Annotated in this window: 11 protein-coding genes and 1 pseudogene; 4 read left to right on the top strand and 8 right to left on the bottom strand. The window is 70.3% G+C overall.

What is annotated here, in order from left to right; all coding sequences use genetic code 11:
• The first annotated feature begins 149 nt into the window (after positions 1 to 149).
• Positions 150 to 1,334 (top strand): PP2C family protein-serine/threonine phosphatase, encoded by a 1,185-nt coding sequence (locus ACIQAC_RS22890; protein ID WP_402193724.1) that lies wholly within the window; start codon positions 150 to 152, stop codon positions 1,332 to 1,334.
• On the opposite strand, the gene ACIQAC_RS22885 is transcribed toward ACIQAC_RS22890, so the two are convergent.
• Both ACIQAC_RS22885 and ACIQAC_RS22880 read right to left on the bottom strand, forming a co-directional pair.
• Positions 1,326 to 1,832, bottom strand: coding sequence for a MarR family winged helix-turn-helix transcriptional regulator (locus ACIQAC_RS22885; protein WP_402193723.1), 507 nt, complete (start codon positions 1,830 to 1,832; stop codon positions 1,326 to 1,328). The genes ACIQAC_RS22890 and ACIQAC_RS22885 overlap by 9 nt on opposite strands.
• A gap of 245 nt (positions 1,833 to 2,077) precedes the next feature.
• Positions 2,078 to 2,575 carry a MarR family winged helix-turn-helix transcriptional regulator gene (locus tag ACIQAC_RS22880; RefSeq protein WP_402193721.1) on the bottom strand — a complete coding sequence of 166 codons (498 nt, stop codon included), beginning with the start codon at positions 2,573 to 2,575 and terminating at the stop codon, positions 2,078 to 2,080.
• 97 nt (positions 2,576 to 2,672) lie between these two features.
• On the opposite strand from ACIQAC_RS22880, the gene ACIQAC_RS22875 reads away from it, so the two are divergent.
• From ACIQAC_RS22875 to ACIQAC_RS22865, 3 genes are all read left to right on the top strand, one after another.
• Positions 2,673 to 3,812: a PP2C family protein-serine/threonine phosphatase gene (locus tag ACIQAC_RS22875; RefSeq protein WP_402193719.1), complete on the top strand. Its 1,140-nt coding sequence runs from the start codon at positions 2,673 to 2,675 to the stop codon at positions 3,810 to 3,812.
• A 164-nt stretch (positions 3,813 to 3,976) separates the two neighbouring features.
• Positions 3,977 to 8,290: a HAMP domain-containing protein gene (locus ACIQAC_RS22870; RefSeq protein WP_402193718.1), complete on the top strand. Its 4,314-nt coding sequence runs from the start codon at positions 3,977 to 3,979 to the stop codon at positions 8,288 to 8,290.
• Complete coding sequence (locus tag ACIQAC_RS22865) at positions 8,287 to 10,758, top strand: SpoIIE family protein phosphatase (protein WP_402193716.1); 2,472 nt, start codon at positions 8,287 to 8,289, stop codon at positions 10,756 to 10,758. Before ACIQAC_RS22870 ends, ACIQAC_RS22865 begins: the two co-directional genes overlap by 4 nt.
• 52 nt (positions 10,759 to 10,810) lie before the next feature.
• Here ACIQAC_RS22865 and ACIQAC_RS22860 read toward each other — a convergent pair whose 3' ends face one another.
• The 6 genes and pseudogenes from ACIQAC_RS22860 to ACIQAC_RS22835 all read right to left on the bottom strand — a co-directional run bounded on the left by ACIQAC_RS22860 (position 10,811) and on the right by ACIQAC_RS22835 (position 17,428).
• Positions 10,811 to 11,641 (bottom strand): DUF1684 domain-containing protein, encoded by an 831-nt coding sequence (locus ACIQAC_RS22860; protein ID WP_402193947.1) that lies wholly within the window; start codon positions 11,639 to 11,641, stop codon positions 10,811 to 10,813.
• A gap of 66 nt (positions 11,642 to 11,707) precedes the next feature.
• Positions 11,708 to 12,847: pseudogene (locus ACIQAC_RS22855) on the bottom strand (homoserine O-acetyltransferase); the annotation flags it as partial.
• Entirely contained in the window at positions 12,844 to 14,205 is a 1,362-nt protein-coding gene (locus ACIQAC_RS22850; RefSeq protein WP_402193715.1) for a bifunctional o-acetylhomoserine/o-acetylserine sulfhydrylase, read from the bottom strand. The pseudogene ACIQAC_RS22855 and the gene ACIQAC_RS22850, both read right to left, overlap by 4 nt.
• A 323-nt stretch (positions 14,206 to 14,528) precedes the next feature.
• On the bottom strand, positions 14,529 to 15,083 hold the full coding sequence (gene ssuE, locus ACIQAC_RS22845) for an NADPH-dependent FMN reductase (RefSeq protein ID WP_402193714.1): 555 nt from the start codon (positions 15,081 to 15,083) through the stop codon (positions 14,529 to 14,531).
• Between the two features lie 84 nt (positions 15,084 to 15,167).
• Positions 15,168 to 16,019, bottom strand: coding sequence for a serine aminopeptidase domain-containing protein (locus ACIQAC_RS22840; protein ID WP_402193712.1), 852 nt, complete (start codon positions 16,017 to 16,019; stop codon positions 15,168 to 15,170).
• Between the two features lie 68 nt (positions 16,020 to 16,087).
• Positions 16,088 to 17,428, bottom strand: a complete 1,341-nt coding sequence (locus ACIQAC_RS22835; protein WP_402193711.1) for an LLM class flavin-dependent oxidoreductase — start codon at positions 17,426 to 17,428, stop codon at positions 16,088 to 16,090.
• Positions 17,429 to 17,458 lie beyond the last annotated feature (30 nt).

The raw sequence follows: 17,458 nt of genomic DNA, 5'->3' as shown, positions 1-17,458 counted from the left end.
CTGCGGCGGACTACGGGCGTACGCTCAAGGCGGAGTGCCTGTAATCTTGCCGTTGGGCAAATGTTGTCGAGGGGCAAGCTCCGTGTCCGGCCGAGGCAGCGGTGTGGTGTCTTGCGGTCGCTCGCGGCGGTGCCTGGGAACGGGTTGATGTGGACAGATTCGTCGCTGTCGAGCGGGCGCTACGTACCGCGGCCCCCCACACTCTGCTGTCCGTCGTCGCTAGTGCTCTCAAAGAGCATCACGGTGCGCAGCGGATCGAACTGAGGCTGGCGGACTACGGCTTGCGCAGCCTCCAGGCCGTGGACACCGTCCCCTTCATCAGCGAGCCCGTCCCCATCGGCAGCAGTCCGCAGGGGAGAGCCTTCGGCGCGCAGGAGCCGGTGGTCACGCACGGGTCCGGCGAGACCGACGTCCAGGTCCATCTCCCCGTCACCGTGCGTGGCGAGCGCATGGGCGTCCTGTCGGTGACGATGCCGGCCGCCGGTTTCACCGACGCGATGCTCCCGGAGATGCAGCACATCTGTGAGGCGCTGGGCCACGAGATCCTGGTCGCGGAGCGCGACACCGATCTTTTTGTCCAGGCCCGACGTGCCACACGGCTCACACTGGCCGCCGAGATGCAGTGGCAGTTGCTGCCCGGCCACTCATGTGCGAGGTCCGAGTTCGCCCTGGGGGCGCACCTGGAACCCGCCTACGCCATCTTCGGTGACAACTACGACTGGTCCGCCTCCGCCGACCATCTGACACTCACGGTGAGCAATGGCATGGGGGAGGGGATCGAAGCCGCGCTGCTGACCAACCTCGCCGTCAACGCCCTGCGCAACGCGCGACGGGCCGGTCTCGATCTGGTCGGCCAGGCCACCCTCGCCGACCAGGCGATCTACGCCCAGTACCAGGGCCGTGCCCATGTGTCGGTGCTGTTGCTGCGCTTCGACCTCGACACGGGCGAGGTGGAGGCCGTGGACGCGGGCTCTCCACGCCTGTGGCGCCTGCGCGAACGTACGGTCGAGGCCATCCCCTTCGAACAGCAGCTGCCGCTCGGCATGTTCGAGGACACCGTGTACACCGCCCAGCACTTCACCGTGCAACCCGGGGACCGTCTGCTCTTCGGCAGTGACGGGGTCTACGACGCCGCCTCGCCGGCAGGTGAACGGTACGGCCAACGGGCGTTGGCGCGTTCCATGGTCGCCACGCGGCTGCTGCCGCCGACCCAGGTGCCGGGGGCCGTACTGCGGGAACTGGCCGAACACCACGGGGCGAGCGCCTTCGACGACGACGCGTTGGTCCTCTGCCTCGACTGGACGGGCCGGCCCGGGGCGCACGTCTCAGGCTGAGGGCGGCGACCTGTGCGTCCCGTCGTGCCCCTGTGTCGTGCGTACGGTGCCCAGGGCGTCCCGGAGGGATGCCAGTCCTTCCAGCAGTGCCGCCCGCTGAGGTGCCGACATGTGCTCGATGGGGGCGAGGAACTCCTGTATCCGCTGGTTCCGCAGGGCGTCGAGGTGTGCCTTGCCCTGACGGGTCAGGTGCAGGGTCCGCTCGCGGCGGCTGACCTGACTGGCCGCGCGCTCCATGTACCCCATCGCCTCAAGGCGGTCGCACAGGCGGCTGACGGACGAGGGTGCCGCACCCAGTGTGTCGCCGAGCTGGCGCAGGTTGATCCCCTCGTCCCGTTCGAGGCTGTACATCACGCGTAGTTGGGAAGGGGACACGGCCGGGTAAGCCGCGTTCTCCCGGCCTCGCTCCCACAGGACCTCGAGCAACTCCAGGACCTCGTTGGCGGTCTGCGCCGCTTCGTGGGACTGCTGCGGCCGGCGGGCGGGCTTGGCGCTCATACCGTGACACTCCGCTTCACTCCGGGTGCAAACCTTATCTCTCGGGCTTCTACCCACTGAAGAAGCGGTCAGGGTCGGTCGGTGGCGGTGAAAGACTGCCGTACGTAAACAGTTGCCCTGCGGCAACTGTAAGGTGGGTCCGGCACCCCTCACCTGCTCCGTGTGAGGGCCGGTGCCCTGTGGTGTCCGAACGAGGAGGGGAACGTGCGGAAGCCGGCTGGTCGCGTTTCCGCGCGCGAGTCGAGTCAGGCCGAGCGGGCCTCGCTCTGCACGGGTCTGGGCCAGGGGGAGGGGCCCACTTCCTCCATGGCGTCCCGGAAGGAACTCAGGCCGGTGAACAGAGCCTTGCGCGCGGACGGGGTCATCGCGGAGATCGCGGACACCAGCTCCTCGCGCCGGCTCTCGCGCAGCTGCCGCAGATGCGCCTGGCCCTGTCTGGTCAGGTGCAGCTCCACCTCACGCCGGCGGGCGGGACTCTGTACCCGCTGCAAGAACCCGAGGGCCTCCAGCCGGTCGCACATGCGGCTCACGGACGGGGCCGCCGCACCGAGCGCCTCTCCCAGCGTGCGCAGGTTGGCACCCTGTATCCGGTCGAGGACGTACAGGACGCGCAGCTGAGACGCCGACACCGGAGCCGTCGACACCATGTCCTTGCCGTGCTCCCACAGCACTTCGAGCAGTTCGACGAGCTCCCGGGTGGCATCCGGCGGCCGCTGCTGAGGCGGAGCGGGGTTCGCGTCCATATCCAGTGACACTCCGAATCACACATCGTCGGCTGGCGTTGTCGGCCTCGTGCCGCGCGCTTCCTCTCCCCATTCTCCAGAAAGCGGTGCCGGCCCGGTGGAACGACGGCTGACGGCGGAAGGCGCTCTGCGCGCGGCCCCGCCCCACGGCTTGCTGGACTCCCTCCGTACCATCCTCGCTCAGCGTTTCGCCACGGCGGACGTCGACCTGTTGCTCGTCGACCTGGACCTGGAGAAACTTCGCTCCGTGAGCCGCCCGGCCCGGACCGGCGGGGACAGGATCGTGCTGTCAAGCCTGCCCGGAACGGTCTTCACCACGCAGCAACCTTATCTTTCCGGCGGTGAAGGGCCCACCGTCACGGCCTATGTGCCCGTAACCGCCCGGGACGACCGGTGGGGTGTCCTCGTCGTCGAGCTGCCCCCGCGCCACAGCGGGCCCGAGGTGCTCGAAGAGCTCACCCACCTGGCGCGGGCGCTCGGACACGCCCTGGCCGTGGCGCAGCGGCAGACCGACGTGTACCGGGCGGTGCGCAGGGACCGGCCGCTGACCCTGGCCGCCGAGATGGAGTCCCACCTGATGTCGGCGCGCGCGTGCACGCGCGACGAGTTCGATCTGCACGCGTACTGGCCGGCTTCGTACAGCTCCGCCGGACACCTCTTCGACTGGTCGGTCTCCGCGACCGAACTGACGATGACCGTGGCCAACGGCACCGGTTCCGGTGTCGAGCACGCACTGGTGAACACACTGGCCCTCGGCTCGCTGCGCAACGCCAGGCGTGCGGGAGCCGACCTCGCCGGACAGGCCAGTCTGGTCGATCAGGCCCTGTACGCGCAGTACCGGGGCGCGTACGCCGTCCCGGCCCTGCTGACGTCCTTCGATCTCGCCACGGGGGGTGTGCGGGCGGTCGACGCCGGGTCGCCGACCGTATGGCGGCTCCGCGGAGGCGAGGCGCGGCGCCTGTCGCTGGACGAACAGCTGCCTCTGGGCATGTTCGAGGGCACGGTCTACCAGCCCGAGCGGTTTGCACTTCGCGCGGGAGACCGGCTGATCGTCATCGCCCACGGCGGCGGACACACCGTCGCCGTGCCGGACGGGCGGGCGATCGGCAGGGCGATCGTCGACACCCGTCGGCTGCCCTGTTCACAGGCCCCCGAGGCCGTGCTGGGCACGCTCGCCGGGGACGACGTCACGTTCTGGGCAAGCGGGCTGGTCGCCTGCGTCGACTGGCGGGGCTGAGATCACCGACGTCACTACCTCGGCCCGTCCGCGGCGCGGTAGTCTCCATGTTATTTGTCTTGCAGCAACGGTTTCCCGGCTCGGACATCTGCCCGGACCGGGCGGTCCGAGGTCGCAACAGCCGTGCGGGGACGGGTCTTCCGACGGGGACGAAGGAATGGGACATGGCTGAGACCAGGGTCGAGAAGACGTTGCCGGAGGCACGAACCCGCTCGCGAGGGGCCGGAAAGGTGGGCGAGCCCGAACTGCGTCAGCTGCTGGCCGGACTGACGGCGGTACGTGACGGTGACTTCGGAACCCGCCTGCCGGACGAGGCGGACGGCCTGCTCGGCGAGATCGCCACCGTGTTCAACGGGATGGTCGACCAGTTGTCGCTGTTCACCTCCGAAGTCACCCGGGTCGCGCGTGAGGTGGGTACCGAGGGAACGCTCGGCGGCCAGGCCGAGGTGCCGGGTGTGTCCGGCACATGGGCCGACCTGACCGACTCCGTCAACGCGATGGCGGGCAACCTCACCACCCAGGTGCGTGACATCGCCCAGGTCGCGACCGCGGTGGCGCAGGGCGACCTGTCGCAGAAGATCGACGTCGACGCGCGGGGCGAGATCCTCGAACTCAAGAAGACCATCAACACGATGGTGGATCAGCTCTCGTCGTTCGCGGACGAGGTCACGCGGGTGGCGCGTGAGGTGGGGACCGAGGGGAATCTGGGTGGTCAGGCCGATGTGAAGGGTGTGTCGGGTACGTGGCGTGACCTGACGGACTCGGTGAACTTCATGGCCGGGAACCTCACCGCCCAGGTGCGTGACATCGCCCAGGTGGCGACCGCGGTGGCGCAGGGTGACCTGTCGCAGAAGATCACGGTGACCGCGCGTGGGGAGATCCTGGAGCTGAAGGAGACCATCAACACGATGGTGGATCAGCTCTCGTCGTTCGCGGACGAGGTCACGCGGGTGGCGCGTGAGGTGGGGACCGAGGGGAATCTGGGTGGTCAGGCCGATGTGAAGGGTGTGTCGGGTACGTGGCGTGACCTGACGGACTCGGTGAACTTCATGGCCGGGAACCTCACCGCCCAGGTACGGGCCCTCGCCCAGGTGGCGACCGCCGTGGCGCAGGGCGATCTGTCGCAGAAGATCACGGTGACCGCGCGGGGCGAGATCCTGGAGCTGAAGGAGACCATCAACACGATGGTGGACCAGCTCTCCGCCTTCGCCGACGAAGTCACCCGCGTGGCCCGTGAGGTCGGGACCGAGGGCAACCTGGGCGGTCAGGCCACGGTGCGAGGAGCATCGGGCACCTGGAAGGACCTCACCGACAACGTCAACGTGATGGCGTCCAACCTGACGGGCCAGGTCCGCTCCATCGCCCAGGTGGCGACCGCGGTGGCACGGGGCGACCTCTCCCGCAAGATCACGGTCGAGGCCAAGGGCGAGGTCGCCGCGCTCGCCGAGGTCATCAACACGATGGTCGACACCCTCTCCGCCTTCGCCGACGAGGTGACCCGCGTGGCACGCGACGTGGGCACCGAGGGCCGCCTCGGCGGACAGGCCCGGGTCCCCAACGTCGCCGGCACCTGGAAGGACCTCACCGACAACGTCAACTCCATGGCGACGAACCTCACCAACCAGGTGCGCAACATCGCCCTGGTCACCACCGCGGTCGCCAACGGCGACCTCTCCAAGAAGATCGACGTCGACGCGCGGGGCGAGATCCTGGAGCTGAAGACGACCATCAACACCATGGTCGACCAGCTCTCCTCGTTCGCCGCCGAAGTCACCCGCGTCGCCCGCGAGGTCGGCAGCGAGGGCCGACTGGGGGGCCAGGCCGAAGTCGAGGGCGTGTCGGGCACCTGGAAGCGGCTGACGGAGAACGTCAACGAACTCGCCGGCAACCTCACCCGCCAGGTCCGGGCGATCGCCGAGGTCACCAGCGCCGTCGCGGAAGGCGACCTGACACGGTCGATCACCGTCGACGCGTCCGGGGAAGTCGCCGACCTCAAGGACAACATCAACGCGATGGTCGGTTCGCTGCGCGAGACGACCCGGGCCAACCAGGAGCAGGACTGGCTCAAGTCCAGCCTCGCCCTCATCTCCGGCCTCATGCAGGGCCACCGCGACCTCGCGGTCGTCGGTGAACTGGTCATGGACGAACTCACACCGGTGGTCGGCGCACAGTACGGCGCCTTCTATCTGGTCGAAGACGCCCCCGACGGTACGGAGCTGCGTCTCGTCGGCTCCTACGGGCGCCCCGCAGACCGCCTGTACCGGGACCGGTTCAAGCTCGGCGAGTCACTGGTCGGCCAGGCCGCGCGGAGCCGACGCGTCATCACCGTCGACAGTGTGCCCGCCGACTACATCAGCATCTCCTCGGGACTCGGCAACACCGCGCCCAGAAGCCTGATCGTGCTGCCGATCGTCGTGGACGAACAGGTACTCGGCGTCATCGAACTGGCGTCGTTCACCACGTTCACCGCCGTGCACCGGGACTTCCTCCGCCAGCTCATGGAAACGGTCGGCGTGAACGTCAACACGATCGTCGCCAACGCCCGCACCGACGAACTGCTCGGCGAGTCGCAGCGCCTCGCCGCCGAACTCCAGTCACGCTCCGAGGAACTACAGATCCAGCAGGACGAACTACAGCGCTCCAACGCCGAACTGGAGGAGAAGGCAGCCCTCCTGGCCGCGCAGAACAGCGACATCGAGGCCAAGAACCTCCAGATCGAGCAGGCCCGGCAGGAACTCGAGGCGCGCGCCCAGCAGTTGTCGCTCGCATCCAGGTACAAGTCGGAGTTCCTGGCCAACATGAGCCACGAACTGCGCACACCGCTCAACAGCCTGCTCATCCTGGCCCAGCTCCTCGCCCAGAACCCCACCCGGAACCTCACGGCCAAGCAGGTCGAGTACGCCGGGATCATCCACTCGGCCGGCTCCGACCTCCTCCAGCTGATCAACGACATCCTCGATCTGTCCAAGGTCGAGGCCGGCAAGATGGACCTCAACCCCGAACGCGTCGCCCTGCGGCAGCTGCTGGGCTACGTCGAGGCCACCTTCCGTCCCATGACGACCCAGAAGAACCTCGACTTCACGATCACCACCGCCCCCGGCGCCCCCGCGGAGCTGCTCACCGACGATTCCCGGCTGCGGCAGGTGCTCCGGAACCTGGTGTCCAACGCGGTCAAGTTCACCGAACGAGGCAGTGTCGAGCTGCGTATCGAGCCGGCCGCCGAGAGCGAGCTGCCCCGGTCCGTGCACGGCAGTGGCGCGGTGATCGCCTTCCGCGTCAAGGACACCGGCATCGGCATCGCCGAGCAGCACCTCGAAGCCATCTTCGGCGCCTTCCAGCAGGCCGACGGCACCACAAGCCGAAAGTACGGCGGCACCGGCCTGGGGCTGTCGATCAGCCGCGAGATCGCCCACCTCCTCGGCGGCTCCCTCACCGCGCAGAGCCGCCCCGGCGAGGGCAGCACCTTCACCCTCTACCTGCCCGTCGAGCTCGCGTCCTTCCAGGACGCCGGCGACGACAAGGCCGGTAACGCCGATACGCCCGGCACCGGCCGGGCGGAACCGTTCGGTACCCGGCAGCCCGTCGCCCTCGTCAGTGAGCAGCGCAAGCCCCGCCGGCTGCTGGTCATCGAAGAACGACGCCGCGGCCTGATCTCCCTCGTCGCGGAGAGCGCGGTGGCCGAACTCGACAGCAACCACGACGCGGACGGCATCGAGCTGATCACCGCCGTCGGACCCGACGAGGCCGCCGGCGCACTGGCCACCGAAGCCGTCCACTGTGTGGTCCTCGAACTGGACATGGCCGACGGACAGGCCCTTCGGTTCCTGGACACCATGGACGGCGACGCGGCCCTGCGGACGGTGCCCGTTCTCGCACACAACAACCGGCGCCTGGACTCCGAACACGAACGCGCACTCGAATCGCGCGCACAGCAGCGACCGCTGGAACTCCTCTCCAGCCTCGACGAGCTGCGCGAGCGGATCGCCCTGCATCTCTCCGCCGACCAGCCCGGCGACGTCGTCCCGCTGGTCCGCGGCGACGAGAGCAACCCGCAGGCACAGCAGGACATCGACGGCAGCCTCCGTGGACGTACGGTGCTCGTCGTCGACGACGACGCCCGCAACCTGTACGCCCTCAGCGGCATCCTGGAACTCCACGGAGTCCAGGTGCTCCACGCGGAGGACGGCCGCAAGGGCATCGAGGCGCTCGCGAAGCACGCGGAGATCGACCTCGTCCTGATGGACGTCATGATGCCCGAGATGGACGGTTACACCGCGACCTCGGAAATCCGGAAGATGCCCCGATACGCCGACCTGCCGATCATCACTGTCACCGCCAAGGCCATGCCCGGTGACCGCGAGAAGAGCCTCGCGTCGGGCGCCAGCGACTACGTCACCAAACCGGTCGACGCCCACGATCTCATCGCCTGCGTCCGCCGCTGGCTGACCCCGGCGGCCGACCAGCAGGTGACCTCGTGACCGACCTTCCCACCACCGACGGGGACACGTCGGACCGGCACAGCGGTGCTCCGTCCACGGCACGCACCGTTGTTCCCCTCACACCGGACACGGTCGTCGGGCAGCACGCGCCCGATGTCCCGGACCCGAACACGGTCTCCGCGGTGGGGCGCCTCGCCGCGACCGTCGAGCGGCTGCGGGCAGAAGTCCAAGCCGCACATGCCGCCGCCGACGGACGGGCGCTGGTCGAGCTCGCCAAGGGCGTGATGGTCGAACGGCTCAGGTGCGGTCCCGTACAGGCGGCCCGCCAACTCGCCGAACTCGCCGACCAGGCCGGCGTCCCGCAGCTCGAACTCGCCGCGGACATCGTCAACCAGGCCGCCCGCGACCATCTCTCCGACCTCGCGGACGGCTTCGTCCGCAGAACCCGTGGCGAGCCGGCACGACCCCAGAAGCCGCCGTCCGCCGCCGTACGCCTCCGCACCGCCGAGAGCGCGGCCCTCGCCGCAGGTGACACACAGGCGGTGGCCGAGTCGCTGCTCGACCACGCCCTCACCCCGCTCGGCGCCACGGCTGTCGCGATCTGGGCGGCCGGACGGGACGCCTCCCTCACGCTCCACGGCCACGCCGGTTTCCCCGCCGACGAGGCCGACCGCTGGCGGTACGTCCCGCCTGCCGTGACGACCGTCGCCCGGCGAGCACTGAGCGGGCTCGGCGACGTACGGATCACGTCCATCGCCACCGCCGGTGTTCCCTCGATCGGTGCGGGCCAGTTCCCCGACGGAGGCCGGATCGCACTCCCGGCCGGGACGGGCGGGCGCGTCCACGGCGTGCTGGAGATCTGCTGGCCGGGCCCCCTGCCCGAGCAGTCACCCGCCGTCGTGCGGCAGATCGAGGCGCTGGCCGAGCTGTGCGCGCACACCATGGAGAATCCGCCCACGACACCCGAACTCCTGGGCGCCCGCCCGGACGTGACAAGCGTGGGCGAACTCGTCGACCTCGCCGAGGGGCTGCACGATCCGGTCCTGCTGCTCACTCCTCACCTCGACTCCGGCGACCGCCTCGCCGACTTCCGCATCCGGCACGTCAACAGCCGGTTCCTCGATCCGGCCGGGCGTCCCCACAGCGCCCTCAACGGAGCGCTGCTGCTCGAGGCGTATCCCATGGCCGCCGAAGAGAACGAACTCTTCGAGAAGATCGAGCGCGTCTACGCCACCGGCGAACCATTCCGTGCCCGGCACATGCCGCTCACCTCGCTCGTGGACCAGGTCCAGCTCGCCGGCGTCGCCGACGTCAGCATCAGCCGGCACGGCGACACCGTGCTGCTGGTGTGGCGCATCGAGGACGAGACCGCCCGACTCGCGAGCCTGCTTCAGCATGCCCAACGCCTCGGCCGTATCGGCGGGTTCGAGGAGAACCTCGTCACCGGCGAGATCACCTGGAACGGCCAGCTGTACTCGCTCTACGGCAGAAGAGCCGCCGACCGTCCCGTCTCGCTCCAGGACCTGGCGGACCACGCGCATCCGGACGACGCCGTTGCCATCGGCCGCTTCCTCCAGTCCGTGCTCCACCACCGGCGGGCGACCTCGACCGCGTTCCGCCTCCAGCGTCCGGACGGGGTCACCCGCCACATCAGGGTGATCGCCGAACCGGTCCTCGGCGCCGACAGCCGGCTGCTCGCCGTACGCGGCGCCTACCAGGACATCTCCTCGCAGCACTGGACCGAGGTGGCGCTCGCCGCGACCCGTGACCAACTCGCCCACACCGAACAGGAGTCGGCGGAACGCAATCGCCTCGCGCTCCAGCTCCAGCACGCCATCATGCCGCCCACCCGGGCACCGATAGACGCACCCGGCCTCCAGGTCGCCGTGCGTTACCGGCCGGCCGAGTCGGAGTCCCTCGTGGGCGGCGACTGGTACGACGCCTTCGTACTGCCCTCCAAGCAGGTCCTGCTGTGTGTGGGGGACATCGCGGGACACGGCATAGAGGCCGCGACCGGCATGGTGGTCCTCCGCAACGCGCTGCGCGGCCTCGCCGTCACGGGCGCCGGTCCGGGCCAGCTGCTCTCCTGGCTCAACATGGTCGCGCATCATCTGACCGAACAGGTCACCGCCACCGCCGTGTGCGGCCTGTACGACCCGGCGACGCGTGTGATGCGCTGGGCGCGGGCCGGCCATCTGCCGCCCGTCGTCGTCCGGGGGGAGCAGGCCACCAGCCTGCCGCTGCTCACCGGACTCCTCCTGGGCGCGGTCGCGGAGGTCGAGTACGAAGAGGCGGAGATCGTGCTGGAGCCCGGTGACACCCTGCTGCTCTACACGGACGGGCTCGTCGAACGGCGTGACACCGCCCTGCACGACTCGCTGCACCAGATGCTCGGCGCCGCCGAGGTCCGGGTGGCATCACTCGACCGCCGACTCGACGGGCTGTTGCAGCAGAGCAAGTCGGACACCGACGACGACACCTGCCTCATCGGCATCGAGGTCTCATAAAGACACCGGCAGGACGGGCCCGCGTCGGACCATGGCTGGTTGCGGCTGGAAGTCAGTGGGTGATCGGGCCGCGCTCGTGCGGGATCTGTTCGCCCGCCTCGATCGCGACCGGGAGGCGGTTCTCCGCGGGCGGCAGGGGGCAGGTCGCGAAGTCGGTGTAGGCGCAGGGGAGGTTGGTGGCCCGGTTGAAGTCCAGCACCACGGTTCCGTCGGGGCCCGGGGCTTCGATCTGCAACGCGCGGTTGGCGGCGTAGGTCGTGACCCCTGACGTGGCGTCGGTGAACAGCACCAGGAGGCTGCCCGGTGCCCGGCCGCCGAACGCGGTCAGGTCGAGTTCCCGGCCCTCGATCACGAAGCGGACCGTGCCCGGTGCGTCGTAGACGTGCTGGAGTCCCTCGACGGACGCGCCGACCGTGGTCGGCCGCGGCTCGGGGAACGGCGTGTACGTGCCGGTGACCACCCAGCGCGGGTCGGGCGCGTACGCGGGTGTCCCCGCGAACTTGGTGCGCAGCGGGTGGTCCGGGTGCCGCGGCCGGATCACGTCGTGGCCGCCGCGCCTGGCGACCTCGATCACCGCGTCGCCCCACACGGCGTTGACACCACCGCGCTCAGGGATCGCGCCGAACGTGTGCCGGCCGCGCACCACGGCCCCGTCGACGACGAGTTCCTCTCCCTCGTCGAGCTCGACGGTGACGCCGTTGTCGCCCGTCGACCAGACGCCCGGCGCACCGGGGAAGCGCTGCGGGTCGGCGTCCGGCCAGTGCAGGCCGGTGACGGCGAGGAAGCCGTGCTCATGCGCCAGGTCGGCGTCCTTCTGCCGGTGCCAGGCCTCCCAGTCCTCGGTGAAGGCGGCGAGGTCGGCGGTCGAGCTCTGGACGGTCATCTGTCCTCCTGCGGAATACGGAATACGGAATGCGGGATGCGGAACACGGGCTGCGGAATCGGGTGGAAGGAGTTCGCGGACCAGGGCGGCCACCTGCTCCGCCTCGATCAGGAAACCGTCGTGGCCGTAGGGCGACTCGATGACCCGCGGGTCGTCCGCGGTGGTGATGCCGGCCGCCAGCCGCGCCTGCTGGGCCGGCGGGTAGAGACGGTCCGAATCGACACCGGCCACGAGCGTTCTGGCGGTGACCCGGCTCAGGGCGGCGCGTGTGCCACCGCGCCCCCGGCCGATGTCATGGCCGTTCATCGCCTCGGACAGCACGACATAGCTGCCCGCGTCGAAGCGCCGTACCAACTTGGCGGCGTGATGGTCGAGGTAGGACTCGACCTGGTACCGGCCGCCGCTGCGCGGCTCCTCCGTGCCCTGGGCGAACCGGCCGAAGCGGGCCTGGAGTTCCGGCTCGCTGCGATACGTGACATGGGCGATCCGCCGGGCCAGACCGAGCCCGGCGTGAGGGCCCCGGCCGGTGTCGTGGTAGTCGCCGCCCCGCCAGTGCGGGTCGGAGCGGATGGCGTGCACCTGGATGCCGGACCAGGCGATCTGCTCGGCGCTCGCCGCGGCCGTCGTGGCGAGCAGCAGAAGCGCGTCGGTCCGCTCGGGACGCGACACCGCCCACTCCAGCGCCCGCATCCCGCCCATCGACCCGCCGACCACCAGCGCCCAGCGGTCGACACCCAGCGCATCGGCCAAGTCGGCCTCGACCGCGACCTGGTCACGCTGTGTCAGATACGGGAAGTCGCCACCCCACCGCCGTCCGGACGGACCCGGCGAGGACGGTCCGGTGCTGCCCTGGCAGCCGCCGAGCACATTGGGCGCCACCACGAACCAGCGGTCCGTGTCGAGCGCCCGCCCGGCGCCGACCAGCCCGTCCCACCAGCCGGCGGTGGGGTGCCCGGGCCCGGCCGGTCCGGCCACATGACTGTCGCCGGTCAGGGCGTGCAGCACCAGCACCGCGTTGGACCGGTCCGGCGCGAGCCGCCCCCACGTCTCGAACGCCAGCCGGACACCGGCCAGTTCACCGCCCGACTCCAGATCGAGGGGACGCTCGCGGACGTACCACTGGCGACGCCCGGGTGGATCCCCCTCCCGCCACGCCCCGGAGGCCGGCGGAAGGGGAACCTGGGACGGCGCTCGTACGGTGTTCAGGACGCGCCCTTGGCCGCGCGGAACCCGGCCTCCAGATCGGCCTTGAGGTCGGCGAGGTTCTCGATGCCGACCGAGAGCCGCACCAGGCCGGGTGCCGCGCCGGTGGCCTCCAACTGCGCCTCGTCGAGCTGACTGTGGGTGGTGGACGCCGGGTGGATGATGAGACTGCGTACGTCGCCGATGTTGGCGAGATGACTGAACAGCTCGACGGCGTCCACGAACCGCTTGCCCGCCTCGACGCCGTCCCGCAGCTCGAACGCCAGCACCGCGCCCGCGCCCCGCGGCAGATAGCGCTGCCCCGCCTCGTACCAGCGGTTGGACGGCAGTCCGGGGTAGAGCACGGCGGCGACCTCGTCGCGCTGCTCCAGCCACTCGGCCAGCGCCTGGGCGTTCGCGGAGTGCCGTTCGATGCGCAGGCTGAGCGTCTCCACACCCTGGAGCAGCAGGAACGCGGAGTGTGGTGACAGGGCCGGCCCGAGGTCGCGCAGCAACTGCACCCGCAGCTTCACCGCGAAGGCGCCCGGACCGAGCGCGGGCCAGTACTGGAGCCCGTGGTAACTGGGGTCGGGCTCACTGAAGTCGGGGAACCGTTCGGCGTGCGCGCCGAAGTCGAAAGTGCCGCCGTCGACGACCACACCCGCGATCGTCGTGCCGTGGCCGCCGAGGAACTTGGTCGCCGAGTGCACCACGATGTCGGCGCCGTGCTCAAGTGGCCGCAGCAGATAGGGAGTCGGGACGGTGTTGTCCACGATCAGCGGTACGCCCGCCTCGTGCGCCACGTCCGCGACCGCCCGGACGTCGAGCACGTTGCCGCGCGGATTGCCCAGCGTCTCGGCGAACAGCGCCTTCGTGTTCGGCCGGATCGCCGCCCGCCAGGCCTCGAAGTCGTCCGGGTCGTCGACGAACGACACCTCGATGCCGAGCCTCGGCAGGGTGTGCCGGAACAGGTTGTAGGTGCCGCCGTACAGCGACGTACTGGAGACGATGTGGTCGCCCGAGCGGGCCAGCGTGAGGATCGCCAGGGTCTCCGCCGCCTGCCCGGAGGCCAGCGCGACGGCGGCGACCCCGCCCTCCAGCGCGGCGACGCGCTGCTCGAAGACGTCCTGGGTGGGGTTGTGGATACGGGTGTAGATGTTGCCCGGCTCGGCGAGCGCGAACAGGTCGGAGGCGTGCTGGGTGTCGCGGAACACGAAGGACGTCGTCTGGTAGATCGGCGTCGCGCGGGCACCGGTCGCCGGATCCGGCGTGGCACCGGCGTGGACCTGCTTGGTCTCGAACGACCAGGCCGAGGTGTCGGGCCCGGTGGGCTCGTCATGGGGGGTGTGACCTGCGGTGACGGAGTCGATGGGCTGGCTCATGGCGCTCCCTTGTACGAGGACGGCGATGCGCGGGGTGAGGAGGCGGGGGAAGGCGAACGCACCGCGGGCCGAGAGCGCTCACCCGCACGGGGGCAGCGGTCGGCAGGGCGGTGGAGGAGGGGTGCGGTGACCCCGGAGGAGGTTCTGTGACGCCGGAGGAAGGAGTCAGCTCACGGCGGAACAGGCCGTGGTGGTGACACGCACGTAGTCGACGTGGCGGCGGGTCACGAGCACGGTCATGCAGCCAGGAAACCACACCGGGTATCCGGACACCAGGTCATGCGCCCCCGGGCTTCCCCCACGGCACCCGGCACACCCGCCCCTCATCCTGTCGAGGCGAACGTGTTGGTACGGCCGCCCAGCGCGGCGGAGAAGTAGTCGGTGACCTCCTCCACCGCCTTGGCGGCGGCGGGTGTGAGCGGCCCCGCGCCGCCTTCGCCGGTGATGTCCTTGTCGAGCGTGAACCAGCCGGGCACGATGTGCGCCGCCCCCATGGAACTGAGCACCGGGCGCAGGGCGTAGTCGATCGCCAGCACATGGGCCGTACTGCCACCGGTGGCCAGCGGCAGTACGGTCTTGCCGGTCAGCGCGTACTGCGGGAGCAGGTCGAGCAGCGACTTCAGCAGGCCCGAGTAGGCGGCCTTGTACACCGGAGTGCCGATCACGATCCCGTCGGCCCGCGCGAAGAGCTCCGTGGCGGCGACGATCGCCGGATCCCGGAAGTCCGCCCCGAGCAGGGCCTGCGCCGGCAGGGTGCGCACCTCCAGGTTGGTCACGTCGTGGCCCTGCCACCCCAGACGCTCGTCGAGGTGGCGCAACAGCCGGGTGGTGCGGGAGGTCGGGGAGGGACTTCCGGAGACGGACAGGATGCGGGCCATGAAAGTGACCTTCCGGGAGGAGGAGTGGACATGCGCCGATGCGGTACGTGGGCGGTGGTTGCTCACCAGTCGCTCATCAGTCGCTCACCACGCGCTGGAGTGCACCGTCACCGCCGGGCGCAGCCCGTCGCGGAGCGCTTCGAGGAACGTGACGACCTCGGCGGCCGTCGAGCGGTGCTGGAGGTCGTTGAGGACGTCGTGGTGGGCGCCGCGCACCACCGAAAGCCGGGCACTGGGCAGCGACTTCGCCGTGCGCGCCAGGGCCTCGTGGTCGGCGAGGGGGTCCGTGTCACCGACGAGGAGCAGGACGGGGACGTCGATGTCGCCGTCGTGGACGGCGGTGAGCAGGGCGTCCGGGAACGCGTCGTCGAGCGCGCCGCGCCGCACCTGAGTGTCCTCGGTGAGCACCCCACGGTGGGTGGGGCAGGAGGTGCGGACGGCGAGTTCGTCGTCCCAGCTCCCGAGCGTGCCGGCGGCCCGGCCGGGGAGTCCCGCGAGCACCAGCGCGTCGGGTCGCCGAAGCGGGGGTGTCCCGGTGTCGGCCCCGACCCCGGCCTGGGCCTCGGCCCTGGCTCCGGAGAGGAGCGCGGCCAGCGCGGCCGCACCCGAGTCGGCGCCGACGAACACAACCGGCTCCACCACGCCCTCGTCGGACGCGGTGCCCTCGACGGCGTCGGTGATCCGGGCGGCGAACGCGGCCAACGAGGCGCTGAGTTCCTCCGGGTGGAGATCCGGGCCGGGGCCGGCGCCAAGATCCGCGCCGAGACCCGCGCCGAGGTCCGGGCCGTCGACGACACGCACGCGGTACGCGTCCGCGGCCAGCCGGCGGGCGAAGCGGGTGTAGGTCGCCCGGGTCTCGCCCCGGCCGGGAACCACCACCACGGTGCCGCGGGTGCGCAGGCCTTCGGGAGCGAGATGGTCGCTGTACTGGGTCATGTCACACTCCTGCGGACGCGTGTCGGCACGCGGTTGTGCCTGCGGGGGTCTGGTGCACGGCGTGGCCCTCAGTCCTGGACGAGCTGGGGCACCCGGGTGTTCCGGTTGGCCGGGACGGGCAGTCCGAGATTGCCGCGCAGGGTGTCGGCCGCGTACTCGGTGCGGAACAGCCCGCGCTTCTGGAGGATCGGCACCACCCCGTCCACGAAGAGATCCAGCTCCTCCTCGGTGCGGAAGGCGAGGTTGATGCCGTCGAAGGTGCCGGCGTCGAACCACCGCTCGATGGTGTCGGCGACGGTCCGCGGATCCCCGACGAACGGCGACTGCCGGAACTGGTTGACGGACTCCGCCACTTGACGCAGCGTCAGGTTCTCGGTGCGGGCCCGCTCGATGAGCTTCGCCGCGCCGGTGCGGCCGCCCTTCTCGGCGAGGTGCGCGACATCGGGGAAGGGCGCGTCGAGGTCGTGCACGCTGAAGTCGTAGGCGCCGAAGGAGCGGCCCAGCAGCGCGAGGTTGCCGTCGAAGTCGTTGTCCTCGTCGAAGATCTCCCGCTCGCGGCGGCGGGCCGCCTCGTCGGTGGCGGCGACGACCGGGCCGCCATGGATGAAGATCTTGATGTGGTCGGGGTCGCGGCCGTATGCGGCGGTGCGCTTCTTGATGTCGGCGTAGTACTCCTGGGCCTGCTCCAGGGAGCCGCCGGGCGCGTAGATGCCCTCGGCGACCTGCGCGGCGAGATCACGGCCCTCCTCGGAGACCCCGGCCTGGAAGATCACCGGCTGGCCCTGCGGGGAACGGGACAGGTTGAGCGGTCCGGCCACCCTGAAGTGCTCGCCCACGTGGTCGAGTCCGTGCAGCTTGGCCGGGTCGAGGAAGACGCCCCGCTCGACGTCGGCGGGGAAGGCGTCGTCCTCGTACGAGTCCCACAGGCCCTGGGCGACCCGGACGAACTCCAGGGCGCGGCTGTAGCGGGTGGTGTAGTCGAGGTGTTCCTCCAGGCCGAAGTTGCGGGAGGCGCCGGTGTCGAAGCTGGTGACGACGTTCCAGCCGGCGCGGCCACCGCTGATGTGGTCGAGGGAGGCGAACCGGCGGGCGAGGTTGAACGGCGAGTTGTACGTCGAACTCGCCGTGCCCACCAGGCCGATGTGCCGGGTGTGGGTGGCGACCGCGGACAGCAGGGTCAGGGGTTCCAGGCGGTTGAGGTAGTGCGCCGGGTAGGTCGCGTTGATGAACTGGCTGTCCACGATGAACAGCGCGTCGAACAGGGCGTGTTCGGCGGCCTGGGCCAGCCGGATGTAGTAGCCGATGTCGATGCTGGCGTTCTTCGCGACGCGTGGGTCCTTCCACAGGCCGTGCTGGCCGGGACCGCCGACGCCGTAGGGGTGGAGGGCGAGATGGATCGTGCGGGACATGACTGTTCCTGTCTGTTGTGGGAGTGTCCG

It is taken from the genome of Streptomyces sp. NPDC088387 (assembly GCF_044753385.1).
In the GTDB taxonomy this organism is placed as follows: Bacteria; Actinomycetota; Actinomycetes; order Streptomycetales; family Streptomycetaceae; genus Streptomyces.
Note: the sequence above shows the minus strand (reverse complement) of the source record. Positions and strands in the feature narration are given on the sequence as shown.

Excerpts from the sequence above, each read along its gene's own strand:
- ACIQAC_RS22885 (WP_402193723.1), bottom strand. The coding sequence starts at position 1,832 with ATGAGCGCCAAGCCCGCCCGCCGGCCGCAGCAGTCCCACGAAGCGGCG.
- ACIQAC_RS22880 (WP_402193721.1), bottom strand. The coding sequence starts at position 2,575 with ATGGACGCGAACCCCGCTCCGCCTCAGCAGCGGCCGCCGGATGCCACC.
- ACIQAC_RS22870 (WP_402193718.1), top strand. The coding sequence starts at position 3,977 with ATGGCTGAGACCAGGGTCGAGAAGACGTTGCCGGAGGCACGAACCCGC.
- ACIQAC_RS22860 (WP_402193947.1), bottom strand. The coding sequence starts at position 11,641 with ATGACCGTCCAGAGCTCGACCGCCGACCTCGCCGCCTTCACCGAGGAC.
- ACIQAC_RS22850 (WP_402193715.1), bottom strand. The coding sequence starts at position 14,205 with ATGAGCCAGCCCATCGACTCCGTCACCGCAGGTCACACCCCCCATGAC.
- ssuE (WP_402193714.1), bottom strand. The coding sequence starts at position 15,083 with ATGGCCCGCATCCTGTCCGTCTCCGGAAGTCCCTCCCCGACCTCCCGC.
- ACIQAC_RS22840 (WP_402193712.1), bottom strand. The coding sequence starts at position 16,019 with ATGACCCAGTACAGCGACCATCTCGCTCCCGAAGGCCTGCGCACCCGC.
- ACIQAC_RS22835 (WP_402193711.1), bottom strand. The coding sequence starts at position 17,428 with ATGTCCCGCACGATCCATCTCGCCCTCCACCCCTACGGCGTCGGCGGT.